The sequence below is a fragment of the Microbispora sp. ATCC PTA-5024 genome, assembly GCF_000511135.2.
Classification (GTDB): domain Bacteria; phylum Actinomycetota; class Actinomycetes; order Streptosporangiales; family Streptosporangiaceae; genus Microbispora; species Microbispora corallina.
Map to the genome: position 1 here is coordinate 251,098 of NZ_KI866524.1, position 18,842 is coordinate 269,939.

Genomic DNA, 18,842 nt, shown 5'->3' on the forward strand with positions numbered 1-18,842 from the left:
CGCAGCAGGCCGCGGCGCGGGCCGGCGGCGCGGCCGTCGGTCCTCAGCCAGAGTCCGACGCCCGTCCCGCCGAGCGAGGAGGGCTCGATGCGCACGCCGCCGCCGGTGGACTCGGCGAGACGGCGGGCGATGTCCAGGCCGAGCCCCGTCGAGCCCGCGCCGCTGTGCCCGCGCCTGAGGGCGCCCTCCGGGTCGGCGATGCCCGGCCCGGCGTCGGCGACGAGGACGCCCACCATGCCGGTCCCCTGGTGCAGGGTGACGCGGAAGGCCGCCCCGTGCGGGGTGTGCCGGAACACGTTGCCGAGCAGCACGTCGACGGCCGCCCCCAGCTCGGCCGCGGCCACCGGCACGGGGCTGGGCGCGTCGGCCCCCACCAGCTGCCAGGGCCGGTCCTGGTCCTCGGCCAGCGCCGACCAGAACGACAGCCGCTCCCGCAGCACCTCGGCCGCGTCGCAGCGGGCCTGCGCCGGGCGGGACGGCCGCCGGGCCGCCTCGATGATCTCGTCGACCGCCCGCTCCAGCCGGTCGATCGCGAGCCGCCGCTCCTCGGCCTCCGGGCCCGTCCCGCCCCCGAGGTTGAGCCGCAGCGCCGTCAGCGGCGTCCGCAGCCGGTGGGACAGATCGGCGGCCAGCTCCCGTTCCGCCGCGAGCAGCCCGGCCACCTGGTCGGCCATCGTGTTGAAGGCCCTGCCCGCCGCCACCAGCTCCGGCGGGCCGTCGGGCGTGATGCGCACGCTCAGGTCGCCCGCTCCGAGCGACGCGGCCGCGTCGCCGAGCCGCCGCGCGGCCCGCACGACCCTCGCCCCCAGGCGGTCGGCCACCACGACCGAGCCCACGACCAGGGTGAGCGCCACACCCGTCAGCACCGCCCAGGACGTGGTGACGCCACGGGAGGCGTCGTCCCCCGGGGCGTACACCTCGACCACGGCGCGGCGCGACCCCTCCAGGGCCACCGGCCTGAGCAGCACGTACCCGTCGCGCACCGGCACGGTCCGCGAGCGCTCCCACGCCCCCGCCACGTCGGCCGGCGAGACCCGCGACGAGCCGACGGTGGCGCCGCCCGGCAGGTGGACGGCGATGCGGTCGGTGCCGGCGGGCGTGCTGGCCAGCGCGCGCTCGAGCGCGACGGCGTCGTCGGTCACGACGAGGGCGGGGACGATCGTGCCCGCCTGCCGCTCGGCGTCCGCGAGCGCCCGGGTCTCCGCGATCTCCTTCACGGCCACGGCCAGCGGGATGAGGAAGGCCAGCGCCACCATCGCGGTGACCGCCACCGCCACCAGGGCCAGGCTCCGCCTCACGGCCCTCCCCGTCTCTCCCCGCCCGGCCGCCGCCCGCGGCGTACGGCGGTCACGGCGCGCCGGGAGCGCTGAGCCGGACGCCGACCCCCCGGACGGTGTGCAGGTAGCGGGGCCGCGACGCGCTCTCCCCCAGCTTGCGGCGCAGCCACGACAGGTGGACGTCGATCGTCTGGTCGTCGCCGTACGACTGCCGCCAGACCTCGGTCAGCAACTCCTTGCGGGAGACCACCCGGTCCGGCCGGGCGCACAGGTAGGCGAGCAGGTCGAACTCCCGCCGGGTGAGGTCGAGCGCGGTCCCGTCGAGGCGGGCCTCCCTGCGGTCCGCGTCGACGACGAGGCCGCCCACCCGGACGACCCGCGACGGCGCCGCCGCCCTGGCCCTGCGCAGCACGGCCTCCAGCCGGGCGTTCAGGTGGTCGCCGGAGAACGGCTTGACCAGGTAGTCGTCCGCGCCGTCCCGCAGCAGCCGGACGATCTCGGCCTCGTTGTCCCGGGCCGTGGCCACGATCACCGGCACATCGGAGATCGCCCGCAGCATCTTGAGCGCCTCCGCGCCGTCGAGGTCGGGCAGCCCGAGGTCGAGCACGACCACGTCGGGAGCCGAATGCGCGACCTCCCGCAGCGCGTCGAGCGCGCGGCCCGCGCTGCGGACGACATGGCTCCGGCCGGTCAGGTCGCGGATGATCGCGGAACGGACGAACTCGTCGTCCTCCACCAGCAGAACGGTCGCCATGGCCCAGAAACGTACACGGACGCACCACGGCTCGTACCGCTTTGCCAAGGCAAGCGCGCTTTGTCCGCCGATGTCCCCGGCGGATGATCACAGGGACCACTAGAGTGAGCGGCCGATGAGAAGGGCTCTCGGCTACACACTCGCCTGGTGCGGGGCGACCGCGCTCGCCGTCGGCGTCTCGTGGCTGGGCGTGCGCGACGTGCTGCGCAGCGCGGTGCTCGACGAGGCGCCCCTCGCCCCGCTCGTCGCCGTCGCCGCGGCGAGCCCCCCGGGCGCCGGGGTCACGGCCATCGGGACGCCGGCCGCGAACCGGGCGACGGAGGAGCCCGTGGGGCCCCCGTCTCCGTCCCCACCTCCGGTCCGCCCGACGCCGTCCGTGCGCCCGGGCGGCCGCCCGTCCCCCTCTCCCGTCAGGAGCGCGCGGCGCCCGGCGACTCCGCGCCCGTCCCGTACGGCCGCCCCGCCCACCGCGAAGGCGGCCGCGAGCGGCGAGACGCTGCACACCTTCACGCTCAAGGGCGGCCGGGCGACGATCGCGGTCACCGCCAGGGACTGCCGGGTGGTGACCGCGACGCCGAACGACGGCTACGAGGTCAGGGTCTGGGAGACCGACAGCTGGCTCAGGGTCGCCTTCCTCCAGGCGCCCCACGAGTCGTCCGCGTTCTGCACCTGGAACGCCCTGCCGCCGCGCCTGGACACCTACGAGAACTGAGCCCGGCCCTCGCTCACTTGAGCTTGGCGAGGTAGGAGCGCATCTCCTTCACCTCGGCGGCCTGGGTGGCCGAGATCGAGGCGGCCATCTGCTTGGCGTCCGCGTACACGCCGCGGGCCTGCTCGGCGTCGGCGAGCCTGATCGCCCCGCCGTGGTGCTCGATCATCATCGTGACGAACATCTTGTCGAACGCGCTGCCCGACGCCTTGGCGAGCGCCGCGATCTCCGCGGGCGACTGCATCCCCGGCATCCGGTGGTCGCGCGGCAGCGGCTCCTCCCCCCACTTGTCGAGCCAGCCCTTGAGCGTGCGGATCTCGGGGTCCTGCGCGTCGATGACGCGGGACGCCAGGTCCCTGATCCAGGGGTCCATCGCGTGCGTCTGCGCGAGCGTCGCCATGTCGATGGCCTGGAGGTGGTGGGGGATCACCATCCGGGCGAACGAGACGTCCGCGGCGTTGTACCCGGCGGCCGGCGTCTCGGGAGCCGCCGCGCCGGGAGTCGTGGCACCGGCCGCCGGCGTCTCCTGGACCGGCGTCTCCTGGACGGGGGACGTCACGGCCTCCGAGGGAGCGGCGGAGACTGCGGCCGAAGGGGACGCCGGTGGGGCGGCGGCGTCCTTCCCGTCCGAGCCGCCGCAGCCGGCCAGCAGGGCGATCGCGAGCACGCCGGTTAACGTGCTCGTCACACCGGTCGGAAGGGTCCGGCGGAGGGGTTTCGTCACTTGTTGCGCCTTTCCGGTTCTGGCGGGGACGGCCCCGGCGCGGCCGGGAACCCCCGAGACCGAGCACGTTCGAGCCGAGTTGGGAACGGGCGGGGCCGGCCGTCGGCGCGGGTGCCCGTACCCGAGGGACCGCAGGTCGAAGATGGTGCGCCCACTCTCCGGGTGATCCCTCAGACCAGGACCCTACCGCCGCGCCGCGCGCCCGAGGCGGCCTTCACTCCCGGCCCGGATGATAGCGATCACACCGGAAAAACAAAGCTATTTCCCGACATAATGGGATTATTCACCTAGTAAATCTAGACTTCCGGTTCCGCTGCGCGGGAGACGTGCTCTAGCCTCCAACCGTGCGCTTGGGCCATGAAACTCTACGAAAGGTTTCACACCGAGGAAACCTCTGTTGACACGAGCGAAACAGTGATACTTTCGCTTGGGAGCGCTCCCAAGCCGTGTGAACCTTCGGGCCGAGGAGACCGGATGGCCGATCTTCCCACCCTCGCAGAGGTAGCCGCCGCAGCCGGCGTCTCCCCGGCAACAGCTTCCCGGGTCCTGACCGGCTCGGTACGCGTGACCACATCGACCCGCCGGCAGGTCCACGACGCGATGTCGCGCCTGGGCTACGTCCGGCGCCGGGCCCCCCGGGGCTCGGCCGGCAGGCGGGCCGAGCAGATCATCGCGGCCGTCGTCTGCGAGCACAGTCCACGCCTGTTCAGCGAGCCCTTCTACGCGCGGCTGCTGTCGGCCTGCGAGGAGGTCCTCGCGAGTCACGGGGTCCCGCTGGTCCTGATGACGGCGACCCCCGCCACCGCCTCGATCGCCGCCCCGCCGCTGGTCGCGGGCGCCGCGGACGCCGTCCTCCTGGTCGGCGCGCGGGCCCGGCATCCGCTCGCGGTCACGCTGGCCGCGTCCGGCATACCGGTGCGCTGCGCCGGCCGGCCGCCGGACGGCATCGACCTGCCGTTCGTCGACATGGACAACCTCGACGGCGGCCGGCAGGCGGCCGAACACCTGCTGCTCAACAACCGCAGGGCCATCGCGACGATCGCCGGGCCGCCCACGCTGCCGGCCGCCCGTGACCGGCTGGAGGGCTTCCGGCAGACGCTCCGCGACGCCGGCGTGCTCGACATGCCGGTGGCGTACGGCGACTTCACCCACGCGTCGGGAGCGCACGCCATGCAGTGGCTGCTCCAGCGGGCGCCGCACCTCGACGCCGTGTTCGCGGCGTCTGACGTGATGGCGGCCGGGGCCATGCAGACGCTGCGGCGCGCCGGCCGCAAGGTGCCCGACGACGTGGCCGTGATCGGCTACGACGACGCCCCGGTCGCCCGGCACACCTCGCCGCCGTTGACCACGGTCCGCCAGCCCGTGGAGGAGATGGCCACCCTCGCCGCCCGTCTGCTGCTCATGGCGCTGGGCGACGAGGACAAGCCCAAGGGCAATCCCGTGCTGCCCACGGAACTGGTGGTTCGTGAATCGGCCTGAGCTCAAAGAAGGCGACGTCCTGACCCGTCGCTACCAGCTCAAGGAGCGGATCGCGACGGGCGGGATGTCGGTCATCTGGCGCGCCTTCGACCAGTCGCTCCAGCGGATGGTCGCGATCAAGGTCCTGGACGGCTCGCTCGACGACGAGAACCCCGGCCGGGAGCTGATCCGCCGGGAGGCCAGGGCCACCGCCAGGCTCATCCACCCCGACGCCATCGAGGTGTACGACTACGGCGAGACCGTCACCCACGGCGGCCGGCTCGCGGCGTTCGTGGTGATGCGCCTGCTGGAGGGCCGGCCCCTGGCGGACCGGATCGTGCAGGGGCCGTTGCCGTGGCCCGAGGCGGTGGCCATCGCGGCCGGGGTGGCCGAGGTCCTCGCGGCGGCCCACGACCGCGGCATCGTCCACCGCGACGTGACGCCGGAGAACGTCCTGCTGGCCGCCGACGGCCCCAAGCTGCTCGACTTCGGGATCGCCGCGTTCACCGGCGACGCGGACGACCAGGTGGTGGCCGACTTCGGCACCCCGCCGTACGTCGCCCCCGAACGGCTCAAGGGGACGACGGCGGACCCGGCCGTGGACGTGTACGCCCTCGGCGTGCTGCTGTTCGAGATGCTGACCGGCGCCCCGCCGTACCCGGAGACCACCTGGGAGGCGATCGAGGCGGCCCGGCGCGAGGGTCCCCCGCCCAGCCCCCAGGGGGTGCCCGGCCTCCCACAGGAGGTGGCCGACGTCTGCCGCCGCTGCCTGGCCACCGACCCGGCCGACCGGCCGAGCGCGCGGGCGGTCGCGGCGGCGCTCTCGTCGGGCGGGCGGCCGCCCGGGCCCCGTGGGGCCGGCTGGGGGGCCGCCGCCGTCGGCGCGGTCGCCATCGGCGCCCTGCTGTGGTTCGCCCAGAACGCCGGTGACCTGGGCGGGAACCGCGCCGTCGCGCTGCCCAGCCCGTCGCCCATCGCCGAGACGGCGCAGCCGGTGATCACTCCGGCGGTCCCCCGGGTCGAGGCGGTCGCCGACCCCGGCATGGGCTCCGGCTCCTCGTCCGGCTACGCGTCCGGGACGCCCACCCCTCACCCCACCCGCGCGATCCGCCACGAGCGGCGCGGCGTGGCGGCGAAGGCGCCCTCCGCGGCACGCAGGCCGGACGTCTCGACGTTGCCGCTGGCCACGGCGGCGGCGCCGGTCGCCCTTGACGCGGCGCTCACCCGCTTCGCCACCCTGGTGGACGGCGCGGAGGCCACGCACGACATCGACGCGGACGTGGCGCTCGACCTGAAGCAGGTGCTGCGCAACGCGGTCGCGAACGGTCAGGGCGTCGCCGGGGTCCGGGACAAGCTGACGGTGCGCTACGGCGAGGGACGGCTCCCCGCGGTGCTGAAGCAGGAGCTCGACGCGGCCCTCACGAAGGTGGAGACGGCTCTCGCCCAAGCGAGCGGCACATAATAGTGGGAGCGCTCCCAGACGCGCTACCGAAACATTGTTACGCTGCCGCCGGAGAACCGGCGGCAGCGCCCGTGTGTCATCCCGTCCACCCCGCGACGAGCTCCGTCCACGCGTGAAAACGCGCAGGTGCGGGCCCCCGGTCCCGTACGGCCAGGCGTGCCGGGACCGGGGGACGGCCGCGTCAGGTGATCGAGATCCGGAAGACCTTGTCGGACCCGTTCGCGGCGTTGCCGTTGTTGTCGCAGTTGGTCGTGGTCAGCCACAGCTGGTCGGCGCCGGGAACCTTGACGACGGTCCGCAGGCGCCCGTAGGTGCCGACGTAGTAGGCCGTCGCCGTGCCGACGTTCTCGGTGTCGCCGCTGATGGGGATGCGCCAGAGCCGCTCGCCGCGCAGCGCCGCCATGTAGATCACGTTGCGGACGATGGCGATGCCGCTGGGCGAGGCCTGGTCGACCGGCCAGGTCTTCTTGGGGTTGGTCATGCCGGAGACGCTGCAGGTGCCCTCACAGGTCGGCCAGCCGTAGTTGGCGCCCGGCTTGATCAGGTTGAGCTCGTCGTACTGGCTGTTGCCGAACTCGGCCTCCCACAGGCGGCCGTTGCGGTCGAAGGCCAGCCCCTGCGGGTTGCGGTGGCCGTAGCTGTAGACGAGGGTCCCGAACGGGTTGCCCGGCGCCGGGGTGCCATCGGTCCTCATCCGGAGGATCTTGCCGTTCAGCGAGGTCGTGTCCTGCGCGAGGCTCGACGTCTGGGCGTCGCCGGTGGAGGCGTACAGGTAGCCGTCGGGGCCGAAGGCCAGCCGGCCGCCGTTGTGGTACTTGTTCTTCTTGATCCCCTGGACCAGGATCGTGTAGCCGCTCAGCGAGGTGCCGTTGTAGGTCATCCGGACGATCCGGTTGCCCTCCGAGGCCGTGTGGAAGAAGTACACGTAGTGGTTGGAGGCCCAGTTCGGGTCGACGGCCACGCCGAGCAGGCCGCCCTCGCCCCCGGTCGTCACGACGTTGGGCACGGTGCCGACCTGGGTCCGCGCGCCGGTGAGCGAGACCTTGAAGACCTTGAACTGTCCCGAGGTCACCTTGTCGTCCCGTTCGGTGGCCAGCGCCGACTGCCCGTCGGGCATCCAGTACAGCCCCCACGGGATCGTCCAGCCCGAGGAGATCGTGCTGACGCTCGACGGCACGCCGCCGTCCGAGCTTCCGCAGGCCGAGGTCGTGAAGCTGACCGCGTTGCTCGCCGCGGAGACGTTGCCCGCCGCGTCCAGGGCCACCACGGCCAGCGTGTACGGCGAGGCGCAGGCGAGCCCGGTGACGGTCGCCGAGGTCGCCGGCGGCGTGCCGGTGACGGTCGCGTAGACCGAGTCGCCGCTGCGCACCTCGTAGGAGGTGACCCCCACGTTGTCGGTGGACCCCGTCCACGCCAGCCTGACGCTGTTGGCCGTCACGTTCGAACCGGTCAGCCCGGACGGCGCGGTGGGCGCCTGGCCGTCCGTGGCGGCCAGGGTGGTGCAGGCGACGGTCTGGCTGCCGATCGACACGTTGCCGGCGGCGTCGCGGCCGAAGACCGACAGGCGGTACTGGGTGTTCGGCGTGAAGCCCGTCAGCGCCGTCGAGGTCTGGCTGCCCGGCGCCTCGGCGAGCTTGTTGCCGTCGTTGTAGATGTCGTACGCCACCACGCCCACGTTGTCGGTCGAGGCGCCCCAGCTCAGGGTCAGGCCGGTGGTGGTGATCGCGCCGCACGACGGGGTGCCCGGCGTCGTGGGCGGCTGGGTGTCGCCGCCGCCGGCCACCGAGATCGTGATCTTGTCGACGTTCGGGCCGCCGTTGGCCGTGGTCGCCGTGGCCCTGATCGTGTTCGCCCCGGCGGCCAGGTTGACCGTGAACGCGTCGTCGGCCCAGGTGTCCCAGTTCGCCGTCGCCGGGTAGGACCGGGTGCCCGCCGCCGCGCCGTTGACCGTGAGCGCTAACGGGCGGTCGATCGACGTCCCGTTGGCGTACCGCAGGGTCACCGTGGCGGCGCCCGCCGAGGCGGCGGTGACGTTCCACTCGATGTAGCCGCCGGTCGTGTTCACGTAGTCGACGAACCCGCCGCCCGTGTAGCCCGTGTGGTTGGTGGCCACGTCGGCCTGCGACAGCGTCGCGTTCTCCGCCTGGTACACCGTGGAGGGAGCGGCCACCGTGACGTCCAGGTAGTCGAGGTTCGGGTTGCCCCCGGAGCCGGTCGCGGTGATCCGGAGCGTGTGGGAGCCCGCGGCCACGTCGGCCGTGAACGTCGCGCTCGCCCAGGTGTCCCAGTCGGCCGTGGCGGCGAACGAGCGGCCGGCCGCCACGACCGTCCCGTCGACCGCGACGTCCGCCGTGCGGGCCGCCCCGGTCCCGTTGGCGTACCGGAGGACGAGCGTCGCCGCGCCCGCGGTCGCCGCCGTGAAGGTGAACTGCGTGTAGCTGCCGGCGACGTTGTCGCCGTTGACGAATCCGGTCCCGGAGAAGCCCGTGTGGTTCGACTCCACCACGCCCTGGGAGATCGTGGCGTTCTCGGCCTCATACCGGCTGGCCGCCGCGGCGGGCCCGGCGAGGACGACGAGGTGGACGCCGGCCAGCGCGGCGAGCGAGGCCAGCAGGACCAGGGGCCGTCGGAGGGTGCGAGGTGTCACCATGTGCCCTCTCTGCCGGGCCCGTCGCGCGCCTGTCTGCGAGGGCGCGGGGCCGGCGTGATCCGATGCGAGTTAGGAAAGGTTCCTAACTAGAGCAATGGAAGTGGCACCCGGCATCCCGGTCAAGGCCCAATTTTCCGCCGTTCGCGCAGGCCACGGCATGCGCCAGCCCCGGTACGGCAGGCCGTACCGGGGCGGGGTCCGGCGCTCAGAACGGGATCTGAGGCGACCGGTAGAAGTCCACCGAGGCGGCGGTCCAGCGCGGGCCCTGGGCGGCGACGCGGGTGCGGTAGTCGGCCCAGGAGTGGCTCGACGCGGGCGACCAGCCGATCTCGGCGATGCCGGGCAGCCGGGGGTAGGCCATGAACTCCAGGTCGGCCGGCTTGCGCAGCGTCTCCGTCCAGATCGGCGCCTCGACGCCGAGGACGTCGTCCTCCCCCACGCCGGTGATCAGCCGGGCCGGGTCCCAGTCGTAGGAGTCGCGCGCCTCGACCAGCCCCGCCCAGTCCTGCCCGAGCGGCGTCGACGCGGTGTACTTCATGTCCAGGTACGCGTGGTCGGCCGGCGCCATCACCAGCTTCACGCCCTTCGCCGCCGCCTCGCGGGCGTTCTCCGTGCCCTCCTGGGTGCCGGTGACCGGGTTCCAGTGCTCGGCCACCGAGTCGGGGCTCACGTGGGCGCCGGCGATCTCCTCCCAGCCCATCAGGCTCTTGCCGTACTTGTGCACGATCTTCTGGACCCGGTCGATGAACGCGACGTAGTCCGCGTGCTCGGTGCTCTGCGCCTCGTCGCCGCCGAGGTCGATGTACGGCCCGGGCGTGATCTTCGCCAGCTCCCTGACGACGTCGCCGAGGAACCGGTAGGTGATCTCCTTGCCCGTGCACAGGGAGCTGAAGCCGACGTCGGTCCCCGTGTACGGCTCCCTCGCCTTCCCGTCGCAGTTCAGCTTCGCGTACGACGCCAGCGCGGCGTTGGTGTGGCCGGGCGTGTCGATCTCAGGCACCACCGTGACGTACCGCTCCCGGGCGTACCGCACGATGTCCTTGTACTCGGCCTGCGTGTAGTAGCCGCCCGGGTCCCCGTCGACGGCCGTCCGCCCGCCGACCGCCGCCAGGCGGGGCCAGCTCTTGATCGCGATCCGCCAGCCCTGGTCGTCGCTCAGGTGCAGGTGGAGCACGTTGACCTTGTAGGCGACCGCGAGGTCGATGTACCGCTTGACCTCGCCGACGTCGAAGAAATGGCGGGCCACGTCCAGCATCGCGCCCCGGTAGGCGAAGCGGGGGTAGTCCTCGATCTCGACGCCGGCGACCTTCCACGGCCCCGGCTGCCGCGTCCGGCTCTCCACGGCGGCGGGCAGCAGCTGGCGGAGGGTCTGCACCCCCCGGAAGAGCCCCTCCCCCGAGTCCGCCCTGATCAGGACGCCGTCCGTGGAGACGGTCAGGCGGTACCCCTCGTCGCCGTGCCCCACGCCGCCGCCCGCGTCGAGCACGATGCCGGTTCCGCTTCTGACGATCGGCAGCGGGAACCCGGTCGACCGGCGCAGCACGGCCGCCAGTGCGGAGGCCGCCCGGAAGCCGTCCCCGGTCGGCACGACGATCCGCGTGGCCGCCGTGATCTGGTACGTCCCGCCGCCGGCCTGGACGGAGACGGGCTCGGGCACCAGTCCGGGAACGTTCACGGCGGACGTCCGCGTCTGCGGCGATCCCTCCGCGGCGATGGAGGGCTGGGCGCACGAGAGGGTGATCAGCGCCGCCGAGGCGAGGACGGCGGTGAGGCGTCGGGTCACGACGGCACCCCTAGCTGCTCGGGGGATAATTAGGAAACTTTACTTTCGCAGCCAGACCGTAGGCTCCCCGCCTCCGCGCGTCAAGCCCTCCCCCGGGTGTGGACACCCCCTTGCATAGGCAGGGTCAAACGGGATAGGTCGTTGCCCCATGAGCGGATTCAAGAAGTTCCTCCTGCGCGGCAACCTCGTGGAGCTCGCCGTCGCCGTGGTCGTCGGCGCCACCTTCAGCAATCTCATCCAGGCCCTGGTCGGCGACCTCATCACCCCCCTCATCGGCGCCATCACCGGTGGCCGCCAGCCGGACTTCTCGAGCTACAAGTTCACCCTGAACGGCTCGGTGTTCAGGTACGGCGACTTCGTCAACCACCTGCTGACGTTCGCCATCGTGGCCGCGGTCGTCTACTGGCTGGTCGTGCTCCCCATGACCCGCGTCCTCAGACTGTTCGACAGCAAGAAGGAGGCCACGGAGAAGACGTGCCCCGAGTGCCTCAGCGACATCCCCGTCGCCGCCCGTCGCTGCGCCTTCTGCACGGTCGAGCTGTCCACCGTCCCCGCCGCCGACAGGCCGCCGGCCTGATCGTTCACCGCCCCTCACTGCCGCCAGAACCACGTGGAGGACCGCTCCCAGGTGTCCCCCGGCGCCGGCTCCTCCGGCGCCGGGTGCTCGTCCCGCCGGATCACGTCGACGATCACGAGCGAGGCGCGGCGGGGATGGCGGAGGACACGGACGCCCTTCGCCAGCCAGCAGGCCGCGGCGATGACGTCGTGCGCCTGCTGGAGGTCGCCCGGGCTGATCCCCGCCCGGCACCAGACCCACAGCCGCTCGCCGAACGACTCGGGCCTGGTCCACAGGATCATCGGCAGCTTCCCCCGGCGAGTGACGATCATCGCCTCGGCGCACGCCTTCCGCACCCGGTGGGGGGTGACGACGCACCAGAAACGCCCCTCCACCTCCCGCCGGGCCTGCGGCCAGACGACCACGGCCAGGGCCGTCACGGCCCCCGCCGCGATCGTGGGGGCCCACCCCACCGTCCGTACGGCGAGGACGACGACCGCCGGCCCGCCCGCCAGGAGCGCGGCCTCGTAGCGCCACCGCCACAGCAGGACGAACGGCCCCGGCCTGGCCACGGGGGCCAACTCGCTCTCGAGGACCCGCAGGACGAGGTTGCCGTTGCGCCGGAGCATGTGCCTCATGGGCGGCCTCCCGAAGGCTGCTCGGGACGCCGGGTGATCGGGGGTTCCTTGAGGTTGACCCGCCCGGTGCCCCGGCACTCCCCGCATGGCCGGTCGGTCGGGCTGCGCCCGGTCGCCGCGCAGGCCCGGCAGGAGATCAGCGCGTCGAACCGCCTGTCGCGGTACGAGTGGGTGTGCCACGTCCGGGTGATCTGCCAGCCCTGAACCCAGGCGAAGGCGTCCACCTCGGCGAACGCCGCCTCACTGATTCTCCAGAGCAGGGCGACGATGCGCATCCGTAATCCCGTTGGGGGACGATTACGGTTAGAGTTCATGGGTCATCCCTTGCTGTGCAGCAGGTCGGGTGGTCTTCTCGCTGGGTCGATGTGCCACCATCGGCCCAGCGGTGTTTTGGAGGGGCCGAGACCCAAGGGCCCTGAGACGTCGCCTCCTTCCGGGAACCGGCCGGGGAAGCCGCCACGTTGAGGCTTATGTCTAGTTCATACCCACTCTTTGCCGTTGGCAACGCCCAGGTGGCAATTGCCAATCGAAAATTGCCGGAGGTTCTTGCCGCAGCTCGGCCCAGGGCGCTGTTATGATCGGTCCCTGCTTCGGGGATTACTCAGCGTCACGTCGAGCGCATGGCAACGGAAGAGGTGGACACCGTGCCGAGCTCCCCTCTTACTCTGCGCCGCCGCGAACTCGCCAACGCCCTGCGCGCGCTGCGGCGGGCGACAGGGATGACGATCGAGGACGTCGCGGGCGAGTTGATGGTCTCGGCCGCAAAGATCTCCCGGCTCGAGACGGGGCAGCGAGGTGTAAGCCTCCGGGACGTCCGTGATCTGTGCCGGCTCTACGGGGTGACCGACCAAGCGCGGATCGACGCCCTCATGGCCCTTGCCCGCCAAGCCAAGGAGCCTGGCCTCCGTCATCAGCTTGGCAATCTCGGCGACGACGTCGTCTATCCCTACATCGAGCTCGAAGACGACGCATCCTCGATCACCGAATTTCAGTGCTCTTTTCTACCCGGGCTCCTGCAGACGGAGGAGTACGCACGCGCTCTGATCAAAGGCATGCTTCCTCGCATAGAAGAGAGCGTGCTGACCAGTCGCGTGGAAGCTCGGATGAAACGCAAGGAGTTGTTACGCCGCAAGGATGCGCCCAATTACTGGACCCTCATCGACGACGCGGCTCTCCATCGACAGGTTGGAAATCCGCACCTGATGCGCCGACAACTCCTCGATATTGTCAAAACTTCGGAGCAGTCCAACGTCGTCGTCCAGGTGATCCCGTTCTCGGCGGGCGCGTACATGGGGCTGGACAACTCGTTCGCGTTCTTGGAGAGTCCAGACTCGAGCATTCCCGCGGTGGTCTTCATCGAAGGACTCACTTCGATGGACTACCTGGAGAAGCCTGAACATCTCGAACCCTACAGGGAAGCCATCCGCTACCTCAGCGCCGTGGCACTGAGTCCACAAGAGTCAGTGTCACGCATCGTCGAGGTCTGCGACAAGAATTTCCCGTCCTAAATATCACAGAAACCATCGAGGACCCATGAACGAAATCCTACGACAGAATCCTGTCGAGGTCATATGGCGAACCGCCCGAAACTGCGCCAACGGAAACTGTGTGGCGGTTGCCGAGTTTCCGGGTGAGAGGGTGGCGATGCGGGATACGAAAGTCGGCGACAGCCCGATTCTCGAGTTCACGCTCCCCCAGTGGCGAACCTTCCTGCGACAGGCAAAAGCCGGTCTGTACGATCTGCCGCTTCCGCCACAGAAGTAACAGGCGTAGCACGCCGCCGAAGCACTGATGGCTTGACGATACGTGAACGGTTAAAATCACCATGGCGCAGGATCTTGCCGCGGATCGCGGCATGCCGACAGCTGGAGGCAGCGCACATGGTGCAACCGACGTTCACTGGCGTGGCTTGGCACTCGCATTGCAACGGAGGCAACTGCGTCGAGGTGGCGTACCAGGACGGCTGGGTCGGCGTGCGCGATGGCAAGGACGGTGGAACCGGTCCCATGCTGACGTTCACGACTGACGAGTGGGACGCGTTCGTCCAGGGCGTGAAGGATGGCCGGTTCGATCGGGCGTGAGGCGCCGGTGAGCATGTGAAAGAGGGCTTCCCCGGGTGGATGTGGACACCGGGGAAGCCCTCTGGCTTAGGGGGGAGTGGTCAGCCCCTTGGGCCTACCAGGGGGACGGGGCCGGGGGCGCGACCACCGGCGGGCGGTCGTCGCAGGTGATGGTGTTGGGCAGCTCCCATGCGGCCAGCCAGGGGCCGGTGGTGCCGCCGCCGTCGTTGCCGCCGAGGTCCTGGAGGGAGAACTCCGACCCGGTGGGCGGGAAGTTGAACGATCCGCAGTTGTTGACGCCGACCGCGCCGACGTTGCGGGCGTCCACGTTCTGGAAGGACGCCGAGCCCTTCACGCGGGCGCTGACGACCGAGGTGCCCGTGCCGTCCACCTTGATGTCCTTGAAGTGGACGTTGGTGATCGAGTACAGGTCCTTCACCCCGAAGTCGCTGACCAGCATGATCGCGTTGTAGGTGTTGTCGAGGAAGTCGTCCCCGGTCACCTGGACGTTCGCGTCCATGCTCTTCTCGAGCGCGTAGAGCCAGATGGCGCCGAGGCCGATCTTCCAGTTCAGCTCGAACGTGCCGGCCCGGACCGTGGTGTTGTCCTTGATGGCGAGTGTCCCGGTGAACGGCTCGGCGCCGAACCGGGTGCCGGCGTGGATGGCGCTGCCCTCGCGGATCGGGTCGGCGACGAGGTTCCCGGAGATCGTGTTGTCCGCGCCGCCGTAGATCGCGATGCCGTTGGCGAGGACGGGCGTCTGGATGGTGTTGTGGTCGAACGTGTTGCCCGCGTCCGCGGTCTTCTCCGACCACATGGCGAGGGCGTCGTCGCCCGTGTTGCGGATGAAGTTGTTCGACACGACCGAGCCGGTGACGCCGGTGTGGAAGTTGAGGCCGTCGGCGATCTGGTCGGCGACGACATTGTTGGTGATCCTGGTGTTCTTCATCGGGCCGTCGAACCACAGGCCCACCTTGGTGTGATGGATGTAGAGGCCGTCGACGGTCGAGTCGCTCATCGCGCCGCCGACGCCGTTCACCTGGTCGGTGTCGACGCGCTCGCGGACGTCGCCCTCGATCGCGAAGCCGGACAGGTGGACGTCGGTGCTGCCGCCGGCCGAGGCGTCCTTGCCGTAGAAGCCGACGCCGGTGTGGACCGAGCCGTCGGGGGCGGGCGTTGGCAGGTCGACCTGGCGGCCCTTGATGATCGTGTACCAGTTGCCGGCGCCCTCGATCGTCACCCTGTCGACGATGATGTGCCGGTTGACCTGATAGGTGCCCGGCGGGACGTACACCTTGAGGTGGGCCCGCTTGGCGAACGCGATGGCCTTGTCGAACGCGTCGGCGGAGTCACGCCTGCCGAGTGGGTCGGCGCCGAACGCCAGCACGTTGGCCGCGAGGACGTTCACCTTCGGCGGGCCGACGAGCTGGGAGTCGAGCAGGTCGACGACCGTCCAGGCGGCCTTGCTGCCGGAGGGGACGGTCAGCCGCACCTTGTCGCCGGCCCGGTAGGTGTGTCCCAGCAGCAGGCGCTGCTCGTCGTAGAAGTGGCTCGGCCGGAACGGCGTGGTGATCGCCGGGGCCGGGGTGGTGGCGTTGGGCACGCACGAGCACTCGGTGATCCACCAGTCGGGGTGGAGCAGCCCGGCGTCCGGGTCGTTCGAGAACGGATACTGGTTGTACAGCCAGGCGTACTGCGACGTGAGGGTCATCGTCGCGCGGTCGCGCCCGTTGACCGTCACGTCCAGCGGAGCCGTGATGCCGCCGCCGTTCGGGGCGTCGGGAATGCTGTAGCGCACGGTGATCGCGTTGGCCGCGCTCGGCAGCGTGAACTCGACGTACTGCCCCGGAGTCAGCTTGACCGCCGACCGGCCGGACGCCTCCGCCGGGAGCGTGTACGCCGTGCGGTCCGGGCCGATGACCGCGCCGTTCGTGGCCGCCTTCTCCGCCTCCTGCTCGGCGAAGTCGACGCTCGCGCCCCGGCCCGCGACGAGCGCCGGGTCGAGGGCGGCGCGGGTCACGGCGGGGCTCGCGGCGCCCGCCCCCGTCACCCGGTCGCCCGGGTGGACGGCGGCGGACGCCGGGGCCTGCAGTACGACGAGTCCGGTGGCGGCCAACGCCACGGCTAACAGGGCTTTCTTCATGGATCGACCGCCTTCGGAGGACGTCAGGACAGGGGGGTGAGCCAGACAGCGGTGTCGGAGGGGAGCCGCCCGTCGGCCAGCGGGCCGCTGGCCAGCAGGACGGAGTCGTGCGCCGGAAGGTCGACGGGGGCGGAGCCGAGGTTGACCACGCAGATCAGCCCCGAGTCGCGGACGAAGGCCAGCACCTCGTCGCCGAGGGGCAGCCAGGCGATCGTGCCGTCGCCGAGCAGGCGGCGGCGCAGTCGCAGGGCCGACCGGTACAGGCGGAGCATGGACTCGGGGTCCTCCTGCTGCGCCTCGACCGTCAGGTCCCGCCAGGAGGCGGGCTGGGGCAGCCAGGGGGTGCCGGTGCTGTACCCGAACGGCGGCTCGTCGCCCGACCACGGCAGGGGCACGCGGCAGCCGTCGCGGCCGCGGACCGTGTGCCCGGAACGCTCCCACATGGGGTCGTCGATGAGCTCCTCGGGGATGTCCTCGACCTCGTTCAGGCCGAGCTCCTCCCCCTGGTACACGTAGACGCTGCCCGGCAGGGCCATGGCGAGCAGGGCCGCGGCCCGCGCCCGCCGGCGGCCGAGCTCCAGATCGGAGGGCATCCCGTCCCGGCGGTCGGCGTTGTCCCAGGACGTGACGGCCCGGCCGTACCGGGTGACGGGACGGGCGACGTCGTGGTTGGACAGCACCCAGGTGGCGGGCGCGTCGAGCGACAGGTGCGTGGCGAGCGTGAGGTCGATGCTGGCCCGCAGCGCGGCCGGCTCCCACGCGCTCGACAGGAAGTCGAAGTTGAACGCGGTGTGGAGCTCGTCGGCGCGCAGGTAGTTGGCGAACCGGTCCTGGTCGGGCAGCCACACCTCGCCGATGAGGATCCGCCCGCCGTACGAGTCGGACACCCGCCGCCACTCGCGGTAGATGTCGTGGACGCCGTCGTGGTCGGTGTAGGACTCCTCGACGCTGTCGAGGTCCTTGACCAGGACGGCCGCCGAGTCGATGCGGACGCCGTCCACGCCCCGGTCGAACCAGAAGCGCAGGACGTCGAGGAACTCCTCGCGCACGGCGGGGTTGTTCCAGTTGAAGTCGGGCTGCTCGGGCGCGAACAGGTGCAGGTACCACTCGCCGTCCGGGACCTGCGTCCAGGCGGGGCCGCCGAAGATCGACTGCCAGCCGTTCGGGGGGCCGTCGCCGACGCCGGGCCGGAACCAGAACCGCTCCCGGGCCTCCGAACCGGGACCGGCCGCCAGCGCCTCACGGAACCAGGCGTGCTGGTCGGAGGCGTGGTTCGGGACGACGTCCACGATCGTGCGGATGCCCAGGTCGTGGGCCTCCTCGATCAGCTTCTCCGCCTCGGCGAGCGTGCCGAACACGGGCTCGATGCTGCGGTAGTCGGCGACGTCGTAGCCGCCGTCGGCCATGGGCGAGGGGTACCAGGGGTTGAGCCAGATGGCGTCCACACCGAGGTCGGCCAGGTACTGCAGACGCGACCGGAGGCCTGCCAGGTCTCCCGTCCCGTCGCCGTTGCCGTCGGCGAAGCTGCGCAGGTAGACCTGGTAGATCGCCGCCCCTCGCCACCATCCGCGGTCCGGGGTCGTCCCCGGGGGCGTGCTGCCGGGCATGCTGAATACAACTCCTTACGGGTGAAGGGGTCAGCCCTTGAGGCTTCCGGCGGTGAGGCCCGCCATGATGTGCCGCTGGAACAGGAAGAACACGACGATGGTCGGGATGCTCGCGATCACCAGGGAGGCGACCAGGACGTTCTGCGGCATCTGCGAGGAGAGCGAGGCGATGCCGATGCTCACGGACATCTTCTCGCTGTCGGGCAGCACCAGCAGCGGCCAGACGAAGTCCCGCCACACGTTCACGACGGTCAGGATGGACACCACGCCGAGGATGGGCCGGGAGATCGGCATCACCACCGACCACAGGATGCGGAGCGGCGACGCGCCGTCGATCTCGGCGGCTTCGAGCAGCTCCCGCGGGATCGAGTCGAAGAAGCGCTTGAGCAGGAAGACGTTGAAGCCGTTCGCCGCGGCCGGCAGCCAGATCGCCCAGGGGGTGTTGAGCAGGTTCCAGTGGAAGAACGGCACGTCCTTCACCGTCAGGTACGCCGGGAGCATGATGACCATGGGCGGGATCATCAGCGTCGACAGCATCAGCGCCAGGACGACCTTGCCGAACGCCGGGCGGAGCTTCGACAGGGCGTAGGCCGCGGAGACGTCGACCGCGAGCGTCAGCAGCCAGGCGCCGCCCGCGTAGATCGCGGTGTTGCCGAGCAGCGTGCCCAGGTCGAGCAGATCCCACGCCTGCAGGTAGCCGTCGAACGAGAAGTGCTCCGGCAGGAACGTCGGCGGGATCGAGTTGAGCTCCTCCGTGGTCTTCATCGCGCCCGTGATCATCCAGTACAGCGGGAAGACGAACGCGGCGGTGAAGCTGACCACCACGACCACCAGGACGATCCAGTAGACGATCCGGCCACGGGTCGTGTTGAGCTGGTGCGGCGAGACGGCGGTGCGGAACTGCGTGTTGATGGGCTTGCGGGGCCGCCGGCGCGGGCGTCTCCGGTGGTCCCCGCCCGCGGGCGTGGGCGAGGTGCCGGCCGGGCGGCCCGGCATGACCGTGACGTTGGACATGGACGCT

The 18,842-nt window shown here is 71.3% G+C and carries 17 protein-coding genes; 7 read left to right on the forward strand and 10 right to left on the reverse strand.

Features of this window, described 5'->3' with window-relative positions; translation table 11 throughout:
- Both MPTA5024_RS21875 and MPTA5024_RS21880 read right to left on the reverse strand, forming a co-directional pair.
- On the reverse strand, positions 1-1,298 hold a 1,298-nt coding region (locus tag MPTA5024_RS21875), incomplete at its 3' end, for an ATP-binding protein (RefSeq protein ID WP_051458653.1).
- 49 nt (positions 1,299-1,347) lie between these two features.
- Positions 1,348-2,031, reverse strand: a complete 684-nt coding sequence (locus MPTA5024_RS21880; protein WP_036327499.1) for a response regulator transcription factor — start codon at positions 2,029-2,031, stop codon at positions 1,348-1,350.
- A gap of 115 nt (positions 2,032-2,146) precedes the next feature.
- Here MPTA5024_RS21880 and MPTA5024_RS21885 point away from each other — a divergent pair, with 115 nt between their 5' ends.
- A complete protein-coding gene (locus tag MPTA5024_RS21885; protein ID WP_036327501.1) occupies positions 2,147-2,743 on the forward strand; it encodes a hypothetical protein in 597 nt (198 codons plus the stop codon).
- 13 nt (positions 2,744-2,756) lie between these two features.
- Here the strand turns inward: MPTA5024_RS21885 and MPTA5024_RS21890 are convergent, their stop codons facing one another.
- Positions 2,757-3,428 carry a DUF305 domain-containing protein gene (locus tag MPTA5024_RS21890; protein WP_157099641.1) on the reverse strand — a complete coding sequence of 224 codons (672 nt, stop codon included), beginning with the start codon at positions 3,426-3,428 and terminating at the stop codon, positions 2,757-2,759.
- 510 nt (positions 3,429-3,938) lie between these two features.
- Here MPTA5024_RS21890 and MPTA5024_RS21895 point away from each other — a divergent pair.
- Positions 3,939-4,943, forward strand: coding sequence for a LacI family DNA-binding transcriptional regulator (locus MPTA5024_RS21895; protein WP_036327506.1), 1,005 nt, complete (start codon positions 3,939-3,941; stop codon positions 4,941-4,943).
- Entirely contained in the window at positions 4,930-6,384 is a 1,455-nt protein-coding gene (locus tag MPTA5024_RS21900) for a serine/threonine-protein kinase (RefSeq protein WP_036327508.1), read from the forward strand. Before MPTA5024_RS21895 ends, MPTA5024_RS21900 begins: the two co-directional genes overlap by 14 nt.
- A gap of 181 nt (positions 6,385-6,565) precedes the next feature.
- Here MPTA5024_RS21900 and MPTA5024_RS21905 read toward each other — a convergent pair whose 3' ends face one another.
- Entirely contained in the window at positions 6,566-9,034 is a 2,469-nt protein-coding gene (locus MPTA5024_RS21905) for a PQQ-dependent sugar dehydrogenase (RefSeq protein ID WP_084369906.1), read from the reverse strand.
- Positions 9,035-9,239: 205 nt separating this feature from the next.
- Positions 9,240-10,817, reverse strand: coding sequence for a beta-N-acetylhexosaminidase (locus tag MPTA5024_RS21910; protein ID WP_036327510.1), 1,578 nt, complete (start codon positions 10,815-10,817; stop codon positions 9,240-9,242).
- A 148-nt stretch (positions 10,818-10,965) separates the two neighbouring features.
- Between MPTA5024_RS21910 and mscL the strand changes: the two genes are divergently transcribed.
- Entirely contained in the window at positions 10,966-11,394 is a 429-nt protein-coding gene (gene mscL / locus MPTA5024_RS21915) for a large conductance mechanosensitive channel protein MscL (protein ID WP_036327512.1), read from the forward strand.
- A gap of 14 nt (positions 11,395-11,408) precedes the next feature.
- Here the strand turns inward: mscL and MPTA5024_RS21920 are convergent, their stop codons facing one another.
- Both MPTA5024_RS21920 and MPTA5024_RS21925 read right to left on the reverse strand, forming a co-directional pair.
- Positions 11,409-12,011: a hypothetical protein gene (locus MPTA5024_RS21920; protein ID WP_157099642.1), complete on the reverse strand. Its 603-nt coding sequence runs from the start codon at positions 12,009-12,011 to the stop codon at positions 11,409-11,411.
- The gene (locus MPTA5024_RS21925; RefSeq protein ID WP_036327515.1) at positions 12,008-12,286 is read right to left on the reverse strand and encodes a hypothetical protein; all 279 of its coding nucleotides are present in this window, start codon (positions 12,284-12,286) and stop codon (positions 12,008-12,010) included. Before MPTA5024_RS21925 ends, MPTA5024_RS21920 begins: the two co-directional genes overlap by 4 nt.
- 345 nt (positions 12,287-12,631) lie before the next feature.
- Here MPTA5024_RS21925 and MPTA5024_RS21930 point away from each other — a divergent pair, with 345 nt between their 5' ends.
- From MPTA5024_RS21930 to MPTA5024_RS21935, 3 genes are all read left to right on the forward strand, one after another.
- The gene (locus MPTA5024_RS21930; RefSeq protein ID WP_051458502.1) at positions 12,632-13,519 is read left to right on the forward strand and encodes a helix-turn-helix domain-containing protein; all 888 of its coding nucleotides are present in this window, start codon (positions 12,632-12,634) and stop codon (positions 13,517-13,519) included.
- A gap of 25 nt (positions 13,520-13,544) precedes the next feature.
- The gene (locus tag MPTA5024_RS39870; RefSeq protein ID WP_084369907.1) at positions 13,545-13,775 is read left to right on the forward strand and encodes a DUF397 domain-containing protein; all 231 of its coding nucleotides are present in this window, start codon (positions 13,545-13,547) and stop codon (positions 13,773-13,775) included.
- A 116-nt stretch (positions 13,776-13,891) separates the two neighbouring features.
- On the forward strand, positions 13,892-14,092 hold the full coding sequence (locus MPTA5024_RS21935; RefSeq protein WP_036327516.1) for a DUF397 domain-containing protein: 201 nt from the start codon (positions 13,892-13,894) through the stop codon (positions 14,090-14,092).
- Between the two features lie 94 nt (positions 14,093-14,186).
- On the opposite strand, the gene MPTA5024_RS21940 is transcribed toward MPTA5024_RS21935, so the two are convergent.
- The 3 genes from MPTA5024_RS21940 to MPTA5024_RS21950 are packed head-to-tail and all read right to left on the reverse strand — an operon-like array spanning position 14,187 to position 18,835.
- Positions 14,187-16,214 (reverse strand): glycosyl hydrolase family 28-related protein, encoded by a 2,028-nt coding sequence (locus MPTA5024_RS21940; protein ID WP_036327517.1) that lies wholly within the window; start codon positions 16,212-16,214, stop codon positions 14,187-14,189.
- Between the two features lie 23 nt (positions 16,215-16,237).
- Positions 16,238-17,821, reverse strand: a complete 1,584-nt coding sequence (locus tag MPTA5024_RS21945; RefSeq protein ID WP_051458503.1) for a glycoside hydrolase family 13 protein — start codon at positions 17,819-17,821, stop codon at positions 16,238-16,240.
- Positions 17,822-17,851: 30 nt separating this feature from the next.
- Complete coding sequence (locus MPTA5024_RS21950; protein WP_084369908.1) at positions 17,852-18,835, reverse strand: carbohydrate ABC transporter permease; 984 nt, start codon at positions 18,833-18,835, stop codon at positions 17,852-17,854.
- Between the last annotated feature and the right edge of the window lie 7 nt (positions 18,836-18,842).